Origin of the sequence: uncultured Altibacter sp., assembly GCF_963972995.1 — a bacterium.
Lineage (GTDB): Bacteria > Bacteroidota > Bacteroidia > Flavobacteriales > Flavobacteriaceae > Altibacter.
Genome location: NZ_CAXAXI010000023.1, coordinates 15,601 through 32,999 on the forward strand (window position 1 = coordinate 15,601; position 17,399 = coordinate 32,999).

14 protein-coding genes and 1 pseudogene are annotated in these 17,399 nt (G+C 41.7%); 6 read left to right on the forward strand and 9 right to left on the reverse strand.

What is annotated here, in order from left to right:
• Positions 1–5: 5 nt before the first annotated feature.
• The 9 genes and pseudogenes from AACZ11_RS10020 to hemA form a co-directional block, all read right to left on the reverse strand.
• A complete protein-coding gene (locus AACZ11_RS10020) occupies positions 6–1,292 on the reverse strand; it encodes a hypothetical protein (protein WP_290625046.1) in 1,287 nt (428 codons plus the stop codon).
• 71 nt (positions 1,293–1,363) lie between these two features.
• Positions 1,364–2,353 carry a porphobilinogen synthase gene (hemB, locus tag AACZ11_RS10025; protein ID WP_290625047.1) on the reverse strand — a complete coding sequence of 330 codons (990 nt, stop codon included), beginning with the start codon at positions 2,351–2,353 and terminating at the stop codon, positions 1,364–1,366.
• 79 nt (positions 2,354–2,432) lie between these two features.
• A complete protein-coding gene (gene hemF / locus AACZ11_RS10030; protein WP_290625048.1) occupies positions 2,433–3,362 on the reverse strand; it encodes an oxygen-dependent coproporphyrinogen oxidase in 930 nt (309 codons plus the stop codon).
• On the reverse strand, positions 3,359–4,135 hold the full coding sequence (locus AACZ11_RS10035) for an EI24 domain-containing protein (protein ID WP_290625050.1): 777 nt from the start codon (positions 4,133–4,135) through the stop codon (positions 3,359–3,361). The genes hemF and AACZ11_RS10035 overlap by 4 nt, the downstream gene beginning before the upstream one ends.
• The gene (locus tag AACZ11_RS10040) at positions 4,132–4,620 is read right to left on the reverse strand and encodes a hypothetical protein (RefSeq protein WP_290625052.1); all 489 of its coding nucleotides are present in this window, start codon (positions 4,618–4,620) and stop codon (positions 4,132–4,134) included. The genes AACZ11_RS10035 and AACZ11_RS10040 overlap by 4 nt, the downstream gene beginning before the upstream one ends.
• The gene (gene hemE, locus AACZ11_RS10045; RefSeq protein WP_290625053.1) at positions 4,617–5,648 is read right to left on the reverse strand and encodes a uroporphyrinogen decarboxylase; all 1,032 of its coding nucleotides are present in this window, start codon (positions 5,646–5,648) and stop codon (positions 4,617–4,619) included. Before hemE ends, AACZ11_RS10040 begins: the two co-directional genes overlap by 4 nt.
• Positions 5,649–5,663: 15 nt before the next feature.
• Entirely contained in the window at positions 5,664–6,341 is a 678-nt protein-coding gene (locus AACZ11_RS10050) for a uroporphyrinogen-III synthase (RefSeq protein WP_290625054.1), read from the reverse strand.
• Positions 6,328–7,239 (reverse strand): hydroxymethylbilane synthase, encoded by a 912-nt coding sequence (gene hemC, locus AACZ11_RS10055; RefSeq protein ID WP_290625056.1) that lies wholly within the window; start codon positions 7,237–7,239, stop codon positions 6,328–6,330. The genes AACZ11_RS10050 and hemC overlap by 14 nt, the downstream gene beginning before the upstream one ends.
• A pseudogene (gene hemA / locus AACZ11_RS10060) lies at positions 7,236–8,507 on the reverse strand (glutamyl-tRNA reductase). The gene hemC and the pseudogene hemA overlap by 4 nt, the downstream one beginning before the upstream one ends.
• 191 nt (positions 8,508–8,698) lie before the next feature.
• Here hemA and AACZ11_RS10065 point away from each other — a divergent pair.
• The 6 genes from AACZ11_RS10065 to AACZ11_RS10090 all read left to right on the forward strand — a co-directional run bounded on the left by AACZ11_RS10065 (position 8,699) and on the right by AACZ11_RS10090 (position 17,369).
• Positions 8,699–9,589, forward strand: a complete 891-nt coding sequence (locus AACZ11_RS10065; RefSeq protein ID WP_290627878.1) for a helix-turn-helix transcriptional regulator — start codon at positions 8,699–8,701, stop codon at positions 9,587–9,589.
• 91 nt (positions 9,590–9,680) lie between these two features.
• The gene (hemH, locus tag AACZ11_RS10070) at positions 9,681–10,721 is read left to right on the forward strand and encodes a ferrochelatase (RefSeq protein WP_290627879.1); all 1,041 of its coding nucleotides are present in this window, start codon (positions 9,681–9,683) and stop codon (positions 10,719–10,721) included.
• Positions 10,721–12,097 carry an MATE family efflux transporter gene (locus tag AACZ11_RS10075; RefSeq protein WP_290627877.1) on the forward strand — a complete coding sequence of 459 codons (1,377 nt, stop codon included), beginning with the start codon at positions 10,721–10,723 and terminating at the stop codon, positions 12,095–12,097. Before hemH ends, AACZ11_RS10075 begins: the two co-directional genes overlap by 1 nt.
• Positions 12,098–12,151: 54 nt before the next feature.
• On the forward strand, positions 12,152–15,259 hold the full coding sequence (locus AACZ11_RS10080; RefSeq protein ID WP_290627876.1) for a glycosyl hydrolase: 3,108 nt from the start codon (positions 12,152–12,154) through the stop codon (positions 15,257–15,259).
• Positions 15,259–15,807 carry a CopD family protein gene (locus AACZ11_RS10085; RefSeq protein WP_290627875.1) on the forward strand — a complete coding sequence of 183 codons (549 nt, stop codon included), beginning with the start codon at positions 15,259–15,261 and terminating at the stop codon, positions 15,805–15,807. The genes AACZ11_RS10080 and AACZ11_RS10085 overlap by 1 nt, the downstream gene beginning before the upstream one ends.
• Positions 15,808–15,911: 104 nt before the next feature.
• The gene (locus tag AACZ11_RS10090) at positions 15,912–17,369 is read left to right on the forward strand and encodes an ATP-binding protein (protein WP_290627874.1); all 1,458 of its coding nucleotides are present in this window, start codon (positions 15,912–15,914) and stop codon (positions 17,367–17,369) included.
• Positions 17,370–17,399: the final 30 nt, after the last annotated feature.

The window sequence follows — 17,399 nt, forward strand, 5'->3', positions numbered from 1 at the left end:
ATTCTTTAGGCGTTAAAATAGTTTCTATTAAACTGGGGATTAAATTTTTCTTCAAAGTAATGTTTTCTTTTAATCCAGATAAATCCATCTCCTTTGGAGATCAACGCAACATCTATTGGTCCTCCAACAGATTCTTCATGAGAGCTAATTCTTCTTTTTAAATATGTCAAATATATCAAACTTTCGGCCATCTCGGCTAAATCCTCTTTAGAAAGAATCGAAACTGTACTTACAGTAGGTTTAACATGTTTAATATCTCTAACCTTATTAATTTCAGTTATAAAATCTTTTGAAACTTTATTTATATCAAGTTTTTTTAAATTTTCAGCTAACTTAGGATTAGCTTCAATTACTAAGTTAATTAATTGATCATTATACCCTTTTAAGAATTTGTTAAATGTAAAAAATAATGTTTCGTCTATATCGGGACTAATACCAGTAATTAAAGTATCTATTACGTCTCTTTGGGCAAAAGGCATTATTGAGCCAGTATTACTATCATTTATATTTTCAACATGTTCTGTATAGAACCTTATCTTATCATCAAAGACACTTGCTACTTTTGTGCTTATTGTTGAAGGATAGATTTCGTTTTCTCCATAACCGGCAAAAATCAAGCCACTCCATTGACCATAAAACATTTTGCTTTTAAAATAATTAAATAAAAACATAGAGTATTTTTCTCTAATTTTTTTATTAGCTAATTCTTTGTATTCTTGATCAAATATTTTATTTATTGTTTTTTTTGTGATTTCATCAAAATGTTCTTTTGTAAGTGACTTAAAGTCTTCAAGTTGTTCGCTTTTTTCTAATTCTACTATCTCTTGATTAAGAATTTGTACTATATATTCTCTAAATACTTTAAGTCTATCTTTTTCTGAGGAAATAATTAAATTTTCTTCATTTGTCATTGCAGATTCATACGCTTTTCGAACAAAATCTTCTATAGAAAAATATATTAAGGATTGAATAAAATGGTCAACTGTCTCTTTACTGGCGAAAAAATTATTTGATTTTAAAAATTTAAAAAAATCTTCTGAATATTCTTTTAATGAGGAAAAAGAATTCTTGCCTAGCTTATTTCTATATAGTTTGATGATTATTTCCCAAGGTGTAGCAATAAAGTTAGCGGAATTATATATAACTACTGATACGGGATGATATTTTGATAATGTAAAAATTTTGTTTGCAGTATTATATATTTTACTTCCGTTACTTCCAGTAATAGTTACTGCCGAATCTGCTGCGATTGCCACAGCATTTTTATTTAATATTCCAATTACCGCTGTCATTTTTTATATAATATATCTTAGCAAAATACAAAAGAGAATACTTTTAAAAAACAGGAAAAACCCTGTAATAATTATAAAGTTAATTTCACTACATCCTTTGCAAAATACGAAGCGATCACATGCGCGCCGGCTCTTTTAATGGCCGTAAGCTGTTCTAACATGACTGCATCGTGATCTAACCACCCTTTCTGAGCTGCAGCTTTTACCATGGCGTATTCTCCACTTACTTGGTATACCGCCACAGGAACATCTACCGCATCACGAATATCTCGAACAATATCCAAATAGCACAAGCCGGGTTTAACCATGACAATATCGGCGCCTTCCTGTATATCCATGAGGGTCTCTTTAATTGCCTCTTTCCTGTTTGCAGGATCCATTTGGTAGGTTTGCTTGTCTTTAGGTACATTTTGTATGTTCACAGGCGCCGAATCCAACGCATCCCTGAAGGGACCGTAAAAAGCCGAGGCATATTTAGCACTATAGCTCATAATACCCGTATCATAAAAACCCTCGTCTTCAAGAAGCGAGCGTATCTCGAAGATACGTCCGTCCATCATATCGCTGGGTGCAACGAAATCGGCTCCGGCTTTTGCATGCGAAAGCGCCATTTCGGCAAGAACAGCATTGGTGTCATCGTTTACGATACTTCCTTCTGAAACGATCCCGTCATGGCCAAATTTTGAATAAGGATCTAGGGCCACATCGGTCATTACCAACATATCCGGCACTGCGTCTTTCACTGTTCTTATGGCGCGCTGCATCAATCCTTCCGGATTGAGTGCTTCTTTTCCGGTATTGTCTTTACGATCCTCAGATACCTTTACGAACAGCAACACCGATTTCAATCCCAGAGAAGCCAGATCTTTTACCTCGCCGGCAAGAAGATCCAGGCTGTATCTGTAATAATTAGGCATGGAAGCGATCTCTTCTTTGATACCTTTGCCTTCCACGACAAAAAGAGGCACCAAGAAGTCCTTAGGCGAAAGGATGGTCTCACGCACTAAGCTTCGAATGTTCTCTGAGGTTCGCAGTCTTCTGTTTCTTCTTAATGGGTACATAACGTTTGTTTTTATTTTTATCCGTTCTGATGAGCCTCAATTTTAGGCTCAGTCATGAACGAACCTCTAATCATTTAAGTTAATCGATCCACTCACGAGGATGTTTCAGTACTTCTAGTAATTTTTCTTCCTCACTACCAACATCTGGATGATAATCATATCTCCATTGCACTACTGGCGGCAAACTCATCAAAATACTCTCAATCCGGCCGTTGGTTCTTAGACCAAATAAGGTTCCTTTGTCGTGAACGAGATTAAATTCCACATACCGTCCTCTCCGTATTTCTTGCCAGTTCCTGTTCGCTTCAGAAAAGGGAAGTCCTTTTCTTTTTTCCACAATGGGGACGTAGCTTTTCAAAAAGCTATTGCCAACTTCTGTCACAAAAGCGTACCAATCTTGCATGCTCATGTCTTCGGTTGTTTTTAAATAGTCAAAGAACAATCCGCCAATCCCTCGGGCCTCTTCTCTATGTGCATTGTAAAAGTAGGTATCACATCTTTTTTTGTATTGTTCGTAGAAATCGGGATGATGACTGTCGCAAGCTTCTTTGCACACTGTATGAAAATGTTTGGCGTCTTCTTCAAAAAGATAATAGGGCGTGAGGTCCTGTCCGCCTCCAAACCATTGTTCCACAATATTTCCATCGGGACTGTACAATTCAAAATAGCGCCAATTGGCATGTACGGTTGGGACAAAGGGATTTTTGGGGTGGAGCACCAAACTCAATCCACATGCGAAGAAATCGGCGTTGGTGACACCAAAGTATTGTTGCATGGATTCCGGTAGCTTGCCGTGCACCTCACTAATATTCACACCGCCTTTCTCAAATACAGCACCATTCTCGATGACCCGACTGCGGCCACCGCCACCTCCCGTGGTTTGCCCGGTAACTGCATCCGGTCGATCCCATAGATCTTCGGTAAAAGCAGCAACACCGTCTACAGCTTCCAACGCAGTAGTTATGGTGTTTTGAAGGGAACGGATGTATGCGACAAACTGTTCTTTCATTGCGATAGGTTTTGTGTGGGTTCTTTTGGGGCAAGCCGCCGTGTTTCTTTTAAAATAGCAATAGTTTCAGTACTAGCTGCCGTAACAGATAATGGAAGGACCAAGATGATCCCGATGACGGGAATGAACAACATTGCCATAAAAACGATTCCGTTTCCAACGGCAATTCCGCGATGCTGTTTGACAATGCGTACACTTTCGGCATAGGATAAATGCCGTTCCAGGGTGTAATCCATATTTCCGAAGCCGGCATAGAAAGCTTGGACTAAAAACAGCAATAGAGTAGCGACGACCCCTATCACGGGAATGAGGCTTAACAAGAGAATGGGGACGGTTAGGAGCAGTTCCATACCTAAATTCCGAATGTTGATCCTAATGCCGCGCCACAGCTGACTTGCATTGGTAGTATTTCTGTGGGTATGAGTTGTGCCCATAAGATGTGTTTCTATTTTTTCAGAAACAGGCGACATAAAAGGCGCGCTCACCGCCATAACAATATGTTTGTATAAAATAAGCCCCAAAGCCACAATAAGCATGGCTGCCAAGATTTCGCTTATGGTACGCACCACATCTGCACCCCACTCCCAGACCCATGCCAAAGAGAAGAATGCACCTAGATCGTCTGAAAGCCCCCAAGCAGCAAAACCTATGAGCAACCCAGTTAAGAAACTTATAACCATGGGAACAGCAAAGTACTGCCACAGATTTAGTTTGTTAATGAGCGGCCAAGCTGTACGGTATGCTTGTATTCCTTTGAGAACGTTTCGGATCATTGCGCTATAATATAAACTAATTCATTTTGAGGGTAATTTTCATTTACAGAGGTAATTTTTACCGCTTTTTTGGCTTTTTCAGTGAAAAAAGATACCATTTCTTCCTCATTTAATAGAGTATTTAGTTGGAATTGAACGCGACCTATCTTATTATTATGCAAATCCATTTTTTCATCCATAATCGAGTTTTGAGTCACTTTTTCATATAAATCTGTCACTTTTTTTGCCCAAATGACCGCTTTTTGTTCATTTTTGACCAATTTATAGTGCTCATGACACATCAAATAATTCCAGAAGGCATGTCTAAATGCGTTCCCTCTTGTGCTCTTGTGATGTTCTTTGCCGTACAAGCGATCACAAATTTCCATGGTTTTATGTGTGGCACGCAGTGTAGGAGCAATGAGGCGGGGTCTGCTTAAAAATAGGATGGACAACTTCCAGAGTTGGCCAAGGCTCAGTTTTTGTATGCGCGCCCAAATTGTCACACTTCTGCTTTATATTCTTTTACCGCTTCTATAAAGGCCCCCGCATTTTCCAATGGAATATTGGGCAGGATTCCATGCCCCAGATTCACGATATAGCGATCTTTTCCGAAGTCATTGATCATTTGCGTGACCATTTTCTTTATTTCTGAAGGAGGACTAAACAATCGCGTAGGATCGAAATTTCCCTGTAAGGTAATAGCACCTCCCGTAAGATATCGAGCGTTACGAGCAGAACAGGTCCAGTCTACACCTAAAGCTGCAGCGCCACTTTTTGCCATGGTATCCAATGCAAACCAACAGCCCTTTCCAAACGCTATCACCGGCGTTTCATCTTTTAGGGCATCAATGATCTGTTGTATATAATTCCAGCTGAATTCCTGATAATCGGTAGGGGATAACATGCCACCCCAACTGTCAAAAACCTGTACGGCATTGACTCCGGCCTTTACTTTTTCCTTCAAGTAAAGAATGGTTGTATCTGTGATTCGTTGAAGCAATTCGTGAGCCGCCTCGGGTTGGGTAAAACAAAATTCTTTGGCTTTGTCAAAATTCTTGCTTCCTTGACCTTGCACGCAATAACATAGGATGGTCCAAGGGCTGCCGGCAAAACCAATTAGCGGGATCTCATCGTTCAATTTTTCCTTCGTCATTTTTATGGCCTCCATGACATACCCAAGCGTCTCGTTAATATCCGGCACGATCACTCGGTCCAAGTCCCTTTTAGAACGGATGGGTTCCGGGAGCCAAGGACCTACACCGGGCTTCATCTCTACATGAATGTTCATAGCTTGTGGAATCACTAAAATATCACTAAACAAGATAGCGGCGTCCATGCCATACCTGCGAATGGGCTGTACCGTGATCTCGCTGGCAAGTTCGGGGGTTTGGCAACGCGTAAAAAAATCGTATTTGGCCTTTATTTCCTGAAATTCGGGGAGATACCGTCCGGCTTGTCGCATCATCCAAACCGGTGGGCGGTCCACAGTTTCGCCACGAAGGGCTTTTAAAAATAGATCGTTCTTAATCATATTGAATCAATTCTTTTATGATGTTCTTAATATTTTTGCGGCTTTAGCAATCACACTTTCCACCGAAGTAGTAGTGGCCACCTCAACGTGTTTTGTAAATTTCTTAGCTTCGGAAGCGGTTGTTTTCCCAATACAAATGGCGATACTGGAATCCAACTCATTCATTTGCACAAAACTTCGCACCCCACTCGGACTAAAAAATAGAATTCCATCGAATTTTTGATCGAATTTCTTCAAATTTAGTTCGGTTTTATATGTTTTTACTTCAAAAAGGGTCATTTCTGCCTTTTCTAATGCTGAAGGAAGTTCATCAAGACGGTCCGCTCCACAGAAAAAATAAAATTGTTCGTTTTTAAGGGTTTTTGTCAAGAATTCTGCCAATTCTGAAGCATATGGCGCCTTTTTCACTACGTTTTGTCCATTTTTTGCCAAAAGTGCTGCTGTCGATTCACCTACACAAAAGCAATTTTCAATGCTTCCATTGTAAAATTCAGGATAGCGTATTTTAATCGATTTAACAGCATTTTTACTCGAAAAAATGGCATTTTTAATGCTTTTCGGTGCCGAAAAGTCTAAAAATTCAATTTTTACGGCATTGTACTCTAAAAAACTAAAACCAGAGCCCAAGAGTAATTCCTTTTGCGCTGCCGATAGCTTTTTCGTAGAAAGTATAGTAGCATTAGGACGACGCATGCTTTATCTGTTTCATCAATTCAGATCCCCCATTGTTTAATACGGCTTCTGCACATTTCCTTCCGAAGTGATCACAGGCATCTATTTCGACATCTTTTTCTATCTCGATCTTGGTCGTGCCGTCCAACGAGAATAGCACGCCCTTAAAACGCAGCGTAGATTGTGAAATCTGGGCAATGGCACCTATTGGAGCGGTACAGCCACCCTCCAAAACATTTAGGAATTCCCGCTCAACCTGAGTACAAAGCGCAGAATCCTTATGATTTAACTGGATTGTAGCATCCCGACAGAAGGAATCCTTTTCCAATGCCACCACGACCATGGCACCTTGTGCCGGCGCAGGGACCATCCAGTCCAAGGGGATATAATTTTCAGGAAGCAGGTCAATTCGTTCCAGACCCGCCTTTGCAAAAATAGCGCCTTGCCACGGCTGGTCTCTTAATTTCTGCAAACGGGTGTTTACATTACCGCGCAGATCCACCACCTGATGATGTGGATACCGATGTAACCACTGCGCTTTTCGGCGGAGGCTTCCCGTAGCAATGGTAGCAGGTGCCTCTGGATTAAAAGCACCCTTTGGAAGCATAATATCTTCTGAGGAAGCACGTTCCAATACCGCGGTTTGGACAATGCCTTTAGGCAAAAGGGTAGGCACATCCTTCATACTGTGGACAGCAATATCTACGCTATCGTTCAACATGGCTACATCCAATGTTTTGGTGAAAATACCTGTTATACCCATTTCATACAAAGGCTTATCCAGTACGAGATCGCCTGTTGATTTTACAGGGATTAATTGTGTCGCATAGCCCAAAGACTCTAGTTGCGACCGGACTGTTTCGGCCTGCCACAACGCTAACTGGCTGTCCCTTGTTCCAATTCTAATGGTCTTGCTCACGACTCTGCGGTTGAAAGTTGAAAGACTTGTTTAATCAATTCGACACTTTCCGGAGTAGAAACCGAATCGCTTTTAAGGTGATTCGCAAAATGTGTGGTGATCTTTTGGATGATCCTGTTGCTAATGATCTCAGCTTGCTCTTCGTTGAAATTATCGATCTTTTTACGTTGAAAATCGATCTCACCGGCCTTAATCTCTGCCAACTTCGATTTTAGCGCTTTAATGGTAGGCGCAAACTTTCGGTTCTCTGCCCAATTATTGAAATCGGTCATTATTTCGTGAATGATAGCTTCGGCCATTGGGATTTGCTGCGCTCGTTTTTGCAAGGTCTTGTCGGTCACCGAAGCAAGATTGTCTAAGTGAACTAATGTCACCATGGGATTCTTGGTTACATCCTCCGAAACATTCTTAGGGATGGAGAGGTCCAATATCAATAATGGCTTTTTCAGGAACAACAGCTCCTTAGAAATGGTGGGATGCTGCGCCCCGGTAGCAACGATAAGAATATCGCTTTGCGCAATCTCACTTTGAATGTTTGCGTAATCTTTTACAACCAAATTGAACTTTCCGGCGATTTTTTCTGCTTTATTCTTAGTGCGATTGATGAGGGTAATATGTTCGTTTTTGGTGTGCTTTATAAGGTTCTCTCATGTATTTCGTCCAATTTTACCCGTTCCGAAGAGTAAAATGTTCTTTTCTGAAACATAAGGAACACGAGCCATGATGTACTGAACGGCCGCAAAACTCACTGACGTAGCCCCGGTAGAAATCTCGGTTTCATTTTTAATGCGCTTACTGGCCTGGATCACGGCATTCGCCAATCGCTCCAAAAAAGGATCCATCACACCCATGTTTTTAGCCCGCCGGAACCCATTTCGCAACTGACTGATGATCTCAAAATCTCCAAGAATCTGACTGTCCAGTCCGGTACCTACTTTAAAAAGATGGTTTACGGCATCCTTATTCTTGTGGATGTATGCTACTTTTTCAAACTCTTCTACGGTCCCGTTCGTGTGTTGGCATAAAAGTTTTATAAGCTGAAAGGGATGCTGTGTAATGCCATAAAGTTCAGTTCGATTGCAAGTAGAAATGACACTTAAAGATACAATACCTTCTTCCTTAGCTTGTTGAAGCATGTTTGCCTGAGCTTCTTCAGAAATGCTAAAGTGACCTCTAATTTCTGCATCGGCTTTCTTGTAGTTCAATCCGATCGCATAAAAGTTCCCATCCGAAGAAAGCGAAGATGTTTTTATACCGTTATTTTTCATACCTGATGGCGCAAAAGTAATCGCAATCTAATTTAAAAAATAACGCCAGCGGTATCAATTGTATCGTTGGCTGTTAAATTTGCCTAAAAACTGATATTTGTCATGTTTTTATACTGTAAATTCGCGATTCTAACAAATTCTTACTTATTTTTTATTTAGATAGATTCTAAATAAAATTGCTCAGCCGCTTTATGGAAGTACAAAAAAATGTCGCTCAAAGTTATTATGAAGAAGTATCGGTAGATGCTAATTTTTTTATCTTAAAATTCAACAATGAAACTATTGACAGCCAAGTGTTTACCAGAGAGATCGGGGCGCATTTTATACAGTTTCATTTTTGTGTAAAGGGAGCGGCACATTTTAGTTTTAACGAAGGTGCCTACGGACTGCCATTGCAAGAGGATAGTTCGTTATTATTGTATAACCCGCAGCGCGATCTTCCCTTGAACCTACGGGTGAATAGCCAATCTTGGGTGCTTTCCATGTTGTTGCCTATTGAAAAATTCCACAGCCTTTTTTCCAAAGAAGCCAACTACATTCACTTTTTAAGTGATGAGAATAAGGACCGGAAGTACTACAAAGATGCCACCATATCGCCCTCCATGGCAATCGTGTTGAATCAATTGATGAATTATAATTTACATCCCTCTATAAAACCACTGTATTTCAAGGCCAAGGCTTACGAATTGCTTAGTTTGTACTTTAATCGTCCTGCGGAAGCGAATGTGGAACAATGCCCATTTTTAGCAGATGAAGACAATGTGCTAAAAATAAAGAAGGCAAAAGAGATCATTATTGCAAGAATGGCAGAACCTCCTACGTTACAGGAACTGGCGGAAGAGATCAAGCTTCCCATCAACAAATTAAAAGAAGGATTCAAGCAGATCTATGGGGATTCTGTCTTTAGCTTTCTTTTTGATTACAAAATGGAAGTGGCCAGGCAGTTGTTAGCTTCAGGGAATCACAATGTAAATGAGGTTGGACTCAAGGTAGGCTACAGTACAGCAAGTCATTTTATTGCCTCGTTCAAGAAACGCTTCGGCACCACCCCAAAAAAATACTTGATGAGCCTTACGGCATAAAAATAACTAATGGAAAGATTGGTATTTAATAGGGAAGCGATTTGACGCTTGCAGTTTTAAAAACTAATTTTGTTCCGAAACTAAAAAAAGTATCATGAAAGGAGTTCTCCTTGTGAATCTCGGATCACCGGACAGTACCAACCCAAAGGATGTTAAAAGATATCTGGATGAATTCTTAATGGATCCAAGGGTCATTGATGTTCCGCGTTGGGCCCGTATCTTATTGGTACGTGGGATTATCTTGAACACACGTCCCAAAAAATCGGCTGCCGCTTACGAGCGTATCTGGTGGGAGGAAGGCTCTCCACTTATTGTGATCTCAGAGCGCCTTCAGAAAAAAATACAAGATCGTACCACAGTGCCTATTGCTTTGGCCATGCGATATGGTAGTATGACCTTAAAGAAAGGACTTCAGGAATTGGTAGACAAAGGAGTAGATGATGTACTAGTAGTGCCACTCTATCCGCAGTTTGCCATGGCTACCACCGAAACGATCGAGGTGGCGATCGCAGCACTCAAAAATGAATTCTTTCCGCAGTTAGAGATCACATCCTTGCCGGCTTTCTATCACAAAGCCGAGTATATTGACGTTTTATCGAAAAGCATTTCAGAAACGCTAGACACTCTGGAATACGATCATCTGCTTTTTAGTTATCATGGGGTTCCGGAACGCCATATTAGAAAAAGTGATATCACTAAATCACACTGTACTATAGACAACAGTTGTTGCATCATGCCCTCTCCGGCGCATCAGTTCTGTTATCGTCATCAATGTTATGAGACAACTCGCTTGGTCGCCGAAAATTTGAACTTGGCTCCGGGGACATACTCCTTGTCATTTCAATCGCGCTTAGGTTTTGACCCTTGGCTGCAACCTTACACAGATCGGACTATAGAACGTATGGGAAAGGCAGGCGTCAAAAAACTCGTTGTTGTAACTCCGGCATTTGTTAGTGATTGCTTGGAGACCTTAGAAGAGATTGCTATGGAAGGCGAAGAGATCTTTCACGAAGTAGGTGGTAAGGAGTTCACGACCATTCCCTGTTTGAACGATCGCGACGACTGGGCAGACATCCTAACCGGATGGATCGATGCGTGGCGCATTGTGGATGTAAACACAGCAATAGCTTAATGGCCAACGAACGGAGATCGGATACGCTTGGTAAGGATTCTATCAGTACATTGTTGATACGTCAGGCGGTGCCTGCCTCTATTGGGATCTTGGTCATGTCCTTGAACATGATCGTAGATACCATTTTCGTTGGAAGATGGATCGGTCCTTTAGCGATTTCAGCCATTACCGTGGTGATTCCTATTACATTCTTTATTGGAGCCATAGGTCTTTCGATTGGGATTGGCGGAAGCTCCGTACTATCCAGAGCATTGGGATCCGGCAACGACAAAAAAGCACTTCGGGTATTTGGCAACCAGATCACACTTACATTTTTGAGCTCGGGCTTGCTGGCGGTACTCGGATTAATTTTTCAGCACGACCTTATAGAATTTTTTGGCGCTGATGAATCTTTTAAAGATCTGGCGCTCACCTATTATCGGATCGTACTCTATGGAATCGTCATGTTGGCTATGTGTATGATGGGCAATAATGTGATACGCGCCGAAGGCAAACCAAAATTTGCTATGTACGCTATGATGCTTCCTGCCATTGGGAACATCTTTATGGACTATATTCTTATCAATGTCCTCGATTATGGAATGGAAGGTGCAGCTTGGGCTACTTTTATTAGTTATGCTGTATGTTTTGTATTTATACTGTGGTTTTTCTTCGCAAAAAGCGAGCTCAGGCTTCGTTGGGAATCGTTCACACTTCATAAGAAACTAGTTTCCGAAATTAGCAGTTTGAGCTTTGTTACCCTTGCACGTCAAGGCACTATTGCCGTGATGACCGTACTACTTAACAACGTATTGATCACTCATGGGGATGCGCTGGATGTGGCTACGTATGGTATTATTAGTAGGATGCTTATGTTTGCACTGTTTCCGGTAATAGGGGTTAATCAAGGTTTTCTGCCCATCGCCGGATATAATTACGGAGCCGAACAATACAAGCGCGTTCGCGAGTCAATCAATACGTCTATTAAATACTCCGGAGCATTGGCGCTTCTTATTTTTGCAATTATCATGGTCTTTCCAACCGATATCGTTTCTATTTTTATAAGTAATAACGATGCACTGGATGCTGTAACACTTTCTAATAATGCTGAGATTCTACAACGAACTCCCGATGCATTGCGGTGGGTTTTTGCCGCAACCCCGGTCATTGTGATCCAGCTTATTGGCGCTTCTTATTTTCAGGCCATTGGAAAAGCGACGCCAGCCCTCCTGCTTAGTTTGACCAAACAAGGGTTTTTCCTCATTCCGTTGGTTTTAATTCTTCCTCAATATTTTGGTGTTTGGGGCGTCTGGATTTCATTCCCAATTGCCGATGTGCTCTCGACCATCGTGACCGGTTATTATTTGAATCGCGAAGTTCGGAAAATGATCGTATAGATTTTTTGAAACCGAAGGGAACCACTATCTTTAAACAAAACTTTTTACAATCTCATGAATCGCTCTTTACTAAAACTCGCTCTTTTTCTTTGTTTTATTTGCTTCGGAATCACTTCTGAAAAAGCTTCAGCACAAACATACAACACCCAGCAACTCGATGCCTTGGAATACCGGCTTATCGGCCCTTTCCGTGGCGGAAGAAGTGCAGCCGTAACCGGCGTTCCCGGAAAACCGAATCTTTTTTATTTTGGCGCGACAGGAGGCGGAATCTGGGAAACTAAAGATGGAGGAAGACACTGGAAGAACATCTCAGACGGATTCTTTGGAGGTTCTATAGGAGCGATCGAGGTCGCCAATGATGACCCAAATGTTATTTATGTAGGCGGAGGAGAAAAGACGGTACGTGGGAATGTATCATCGGGTTACGGGATCTGGAAATCTGAAGATGCCGGTAAAACCTGGAAACTAATGGGGCTTGAAACAAGTCGGCATGTACCGCGCATCGCCATTCACCCGAAAGATCATAACATTGTGTATGCCGCAGTGTTGGGTAATATCTATAAACCTACCCAGGATAGGGGGGTATATAAAAGTACCGACGGTGGAAAGACGTGGCGGAAAACGCTCTTTGCGAATGAGCAAGCAGGAGCTGTGGATCTCATAATGGACCCTAACAATCCGCGTGTTTTGTATGCCTCAACTTGGAATGTACAGCGAACACCATATAGTTTAAGCAGTGGCGGAGACGGTTCTGCTTTATGGAAAAGTACAGATAGTGGAGAAACATGGAAAGAGATATCTAAGAACAAAGGATTCCCAACCGACACCTTAGGGATCATCGGGATTACGGTATCTGCAGCCAATAGCGACAGACTGTGGGCCATTGTAGAAAATAAAGATAAAGGAGGCGTCTATAGAAGTGACGATGGTGGAGCAACTTGGGAGTATATTAACAGTGAGCGCAAACTGAGACAACGGGCTTGGTATTATACAAGAATCTATGCCGATCCGGTCGATGAAGATGTGATGTACGTTCTTAATGTGAATTACCATAAGAGCACCGATGGAGGTAAAACCTATGAAACCTACAATGCACCGCACGGAGATCACCACGACCTGTGGATCGCACCGGAAAATCCTAATAGAATGATTATAGGTGACGACGGAGGAGCACAGGTCACCTACGATGGCGGGGAAACCTGGAGCACCTATTACAATCAGCCCACCTCACAATTCTACAGGGTCACCACCGATAATTCATTCCCATACCGAATCTATGCAGCGCAACAGGATAATTCAACCATTCGTATCAAGCATCGTAACGAGGGCTGGAGTATTGATGAAGACGATTGGGAATCTACAGCGGGGGGCGAAAGTGCTCATATTGCGGTAGATCCCGAGAACAATGATATTGTTTACGGCGGCAGTTACGATGGCTTCTTGACACGATACAACCATGAGACAGGTACGGTGCGCAGCGTAAGCGTCTGGCCGGACAATCCCATGGGGCATGGAGCCGAAGCTATGAAGTACAGGTTCCAATGGAATTTCCCAATTTTCTTTTCACCGCATGACTCAAATAAACTATTTACAGCTTCCAATCATTTGCATAGCACTACAAATGAAGGAGAAAGCTGGGACGTGATCAGCCCAGATCTTACGCGAAATGATCCAAGCAAGCTAAAATCTTCGGGAGGACCTATCACACAGGATAACACATCGGTAGAATATTATGGAACCATATTTGCCGCATCCGAATCTCCGGTGACCCCGGGAGTGATCTGGACCGGAAGCGATGACGGACTCGTGCATGTAACCCGAGACGGCGGAAAAACCTGGGAAAATGTAACTCCCAAAGGTATGCCCGAATGGATGATGATTAATAGTGTGGAACCTTCGGTGTTTGATGCAGGCACGTGCTATGTTGCCGGAACAAAGTATAAGACGGGGGATTTTGCTCCTTACTTGTATAAAACAAATGACTTCGGAAAAACTTGGAAGAAGATTACCAATGGAATTCCGGCAGAACATTTTACTCGTGTGCTTCGGGAAGATCCAAAACGAAAGGGATTGCTGTATGCCGGCACCGAGACCGGAATGTACATATCATTTGATGACGGAAGCAACTGGCAGTCGTTTCAGCTTAATTTACCCATTGTACCCATTACCGATCTCGCCGTAAAACAAAATAATCTTATTGTGGCCACACAGGGGAGAAGTCTTTGGGTCCTCGATGATCTTACGGTCATTCACCAATTGGCGAATGCGAAAGATAAGGATGTATTTTTATTCAAACCAAAAGACACCTACCGCATGGATGGAAATTCACGTTCGGGATCCCTTACCAGCGGAATGAATCATCCCAATGGAGTGATGACATATTTTTATGTGAAGGATCCTTCGGAAAAAGAGATTCGATTAAGTTATCTCAATACGAAGAATGACACTATAAAATCTTTCAGCTCAAAAAACAAAGAGGACAAATTGGAAGTGAAGAAGGGAGCGAATCTCCATATCTGGGATCTTCGAGGTAAAGGTGCAGAACGACTTAAGGGAATGATTTTATGGTGGGCCAGTACAGAAGCTCCGCAGGCGGTTCCCGGCACGTATAAGGTGGTTCTGGAAGTGGGTGATGAGGTGCAAACACAATCTTTTACCGTTCTGCCGGACGCCAATGCCGAGACTGATCAAGACGGTATGCAGCGACAATTTGATTTTATAACAGACGTCAATGCAACAGTGGACAAGGCGCACAAATCCATCAAAAAGATCCGAAAGATCAATGAACAACTAGAAGCGTTTCAGAAACAATATAAAGACAATGAATCTGTACAGCCTTTAGTGGAAAAAGCGAAGTCGCTTAGTGAAGCGTTCAGCGAAATAGAAAAAGCATTGTATCAAACACAAAATCAGAGTGGTCAGGATCCGCTCAATTTCCCGATCCGACTTACTAACAAACTCGCGCACTTAAACAGTTTGGTAGGAATGGACGACTTTCCGCCAACCCGGCAGGATGTTGCTGTTAAGAATGAACTCACACAAAAGATCGATGCAGAATTGATGAAGTTTGATACCTTGGTGTCTAAAGAGATTAAAGAATTTAATGACGCTTTCAACGCCCGGAATTTAAATTATTTGTTTGTTGAAGAAGGGAAGGAATAATGGAATACAATTATATTAAATCGCTGCATCTCATCTTTGTTATAACTTGGTTTGCGGGATTGTTCTATATCGTACGTCTTTTTGTATACCAAATTGAGGCCTTCCACAAGGTCTCTCCGGAAAAGGAGATTCTTGGCAAACAATTTAAAATCATGGCCAAACGCCTTTGGACCATCATCACTTGGCCTAGTATGATCTTAGCGCTGGGTTTTGGAATTTGGGTGATCGCACTGCGCCCCTTTTACCTCACCGATGCATGGATGCAGGTTAAACTTGGGTTTGTTATAGCGTTGATTTTCTACCATGTTAAATGTCACAGCATTTACAAAGAGCTTCAAAACGACAAGGTTCGCTATTCATCAAACTTTATGCGACTGTTCAATGAAGGTGCAACCATCATTCTATTTGCCGTCGTTTTTCTGGTGATTCTGAAAAATGCAGTGAACTGGATCTACGGCGTAGTAGGCCTCATGCTCTTTTCGCTGCTTCTTATGCTGGGATATCGCTTCTACAAGCGATGGCGTGAACGCAACGAAAACAGTGAATGAAAAATCACGGTTTTTGTGTTGTACCTCCTTCTGAAATCCTGTAATGTAAAAGAGCAGCCGCTTTGGTGTAATTATTGCTATCTTTCTGAAACATATGTACTAGAATGAGATTTACCAAATCCTTACGTTTTCGAATCTTTCTATCCATGTTGCTTATTGTAATTGGGGCCTCTATCCTTATTGCGGCCGTAACCATTTATCAATATCGGGAAGAGGCCGAAGATTACCATCGGGAACGTTTGCTGCGAAAAGAAACAGCCATTCGTGAGAATATTAACTATGCGCTCAAGACCACGACCTATCCTGTAGACACCCAGAACATCCCATTGATTTTTAAGGACAAGATTTACGAGATCAAGAACATTCACAATCTTGAACTGTATCTATATGACTTGGAAGGAAATCTCCTTAAATCGTCTAAGGCCACATTTTACAAGGACACCACAGATACGACTTTGCCCGATTATGTGATCGATGCACTGGAGAATTCTCAAACCAAGCATTTTGTCGAGCAATTCACCGAAGATGGTCAGGAATATCAATCCTCCTATTCATATATCACCGACAGCTATTTTAAGCCGTTAGCAATCCTAAACCTCCCCTATATTGAGGATGACGGGTTTCTTAATAAAGAACTTAAAGAAAACCTTACACGGCTTGGTTACGCATACATTTTTATGTTGCTTATTGCCATAGCGATCTCATATTTCCTCTCCAAATACATCACCAGATCCCTGAACGCTATCAGCCAAAAGATCACCGAAACCCGCTTAAACAAACGTAATAAGCGTATACTCATTAACGACACGACACAAGAGATCTCTACGTTGGTAAATGCATACAATCGAATGATCGATGAATTGGAGAGCAGTGCGGCCCAATTAGCCGCAAACGAAAGGGAAGCTGCCTGGAGAGAGATGGCAAAACAAGTAGCACATGAGATAAAGAACCCTTTAACACCTATGCGGCTTACAGTACAAAGTTTTCAGCGAAAATTTAATCCGAATGACCCCGATGTTGAAAAGAAATTGGAGGAATACAGCAATACACTTATTCAGCAAATTGATACCATGAGTTCTATCGCTTCGGCTTTTTCGACCTATGCCCAAATGCCTGCCCAACAGGATGAAACATTGAATGTGGTTAAGATCACCAAACTGGCTTTAGACATTTTTAATGAAGACTATATCTATTTCTTTTCCGAAGAAGATAACCTTATTGCTAAATTCGACAGAACACAACTTATTCGTGTGATCACTAATTTGGTCAAGAACAGTATTCATGCCATAGAACAACGTGCACCGGACCACCCTCGTATAGAAGTTCGTGTATATCCCGAGGGAGCGAATGCGGTGATCACGGTGCAAGACAATGGAATAGGTGTAGTTGAAGCAAACAAGACCAAGGTATTCGAGCCTAAATTCACTACCAAGACGAGTGGAATGGGACTTGGATTAGGAATGGTTAAAAAAATTGTTGAAACGTATGAAGGATCCATCTATTTTAATTCTGAAGAAGGAAAAGGAACCACATTTAAAGTGGCATTCCCCAGAAAATTATAGTAATTTTAAAAGGATAATAACCAAACACCA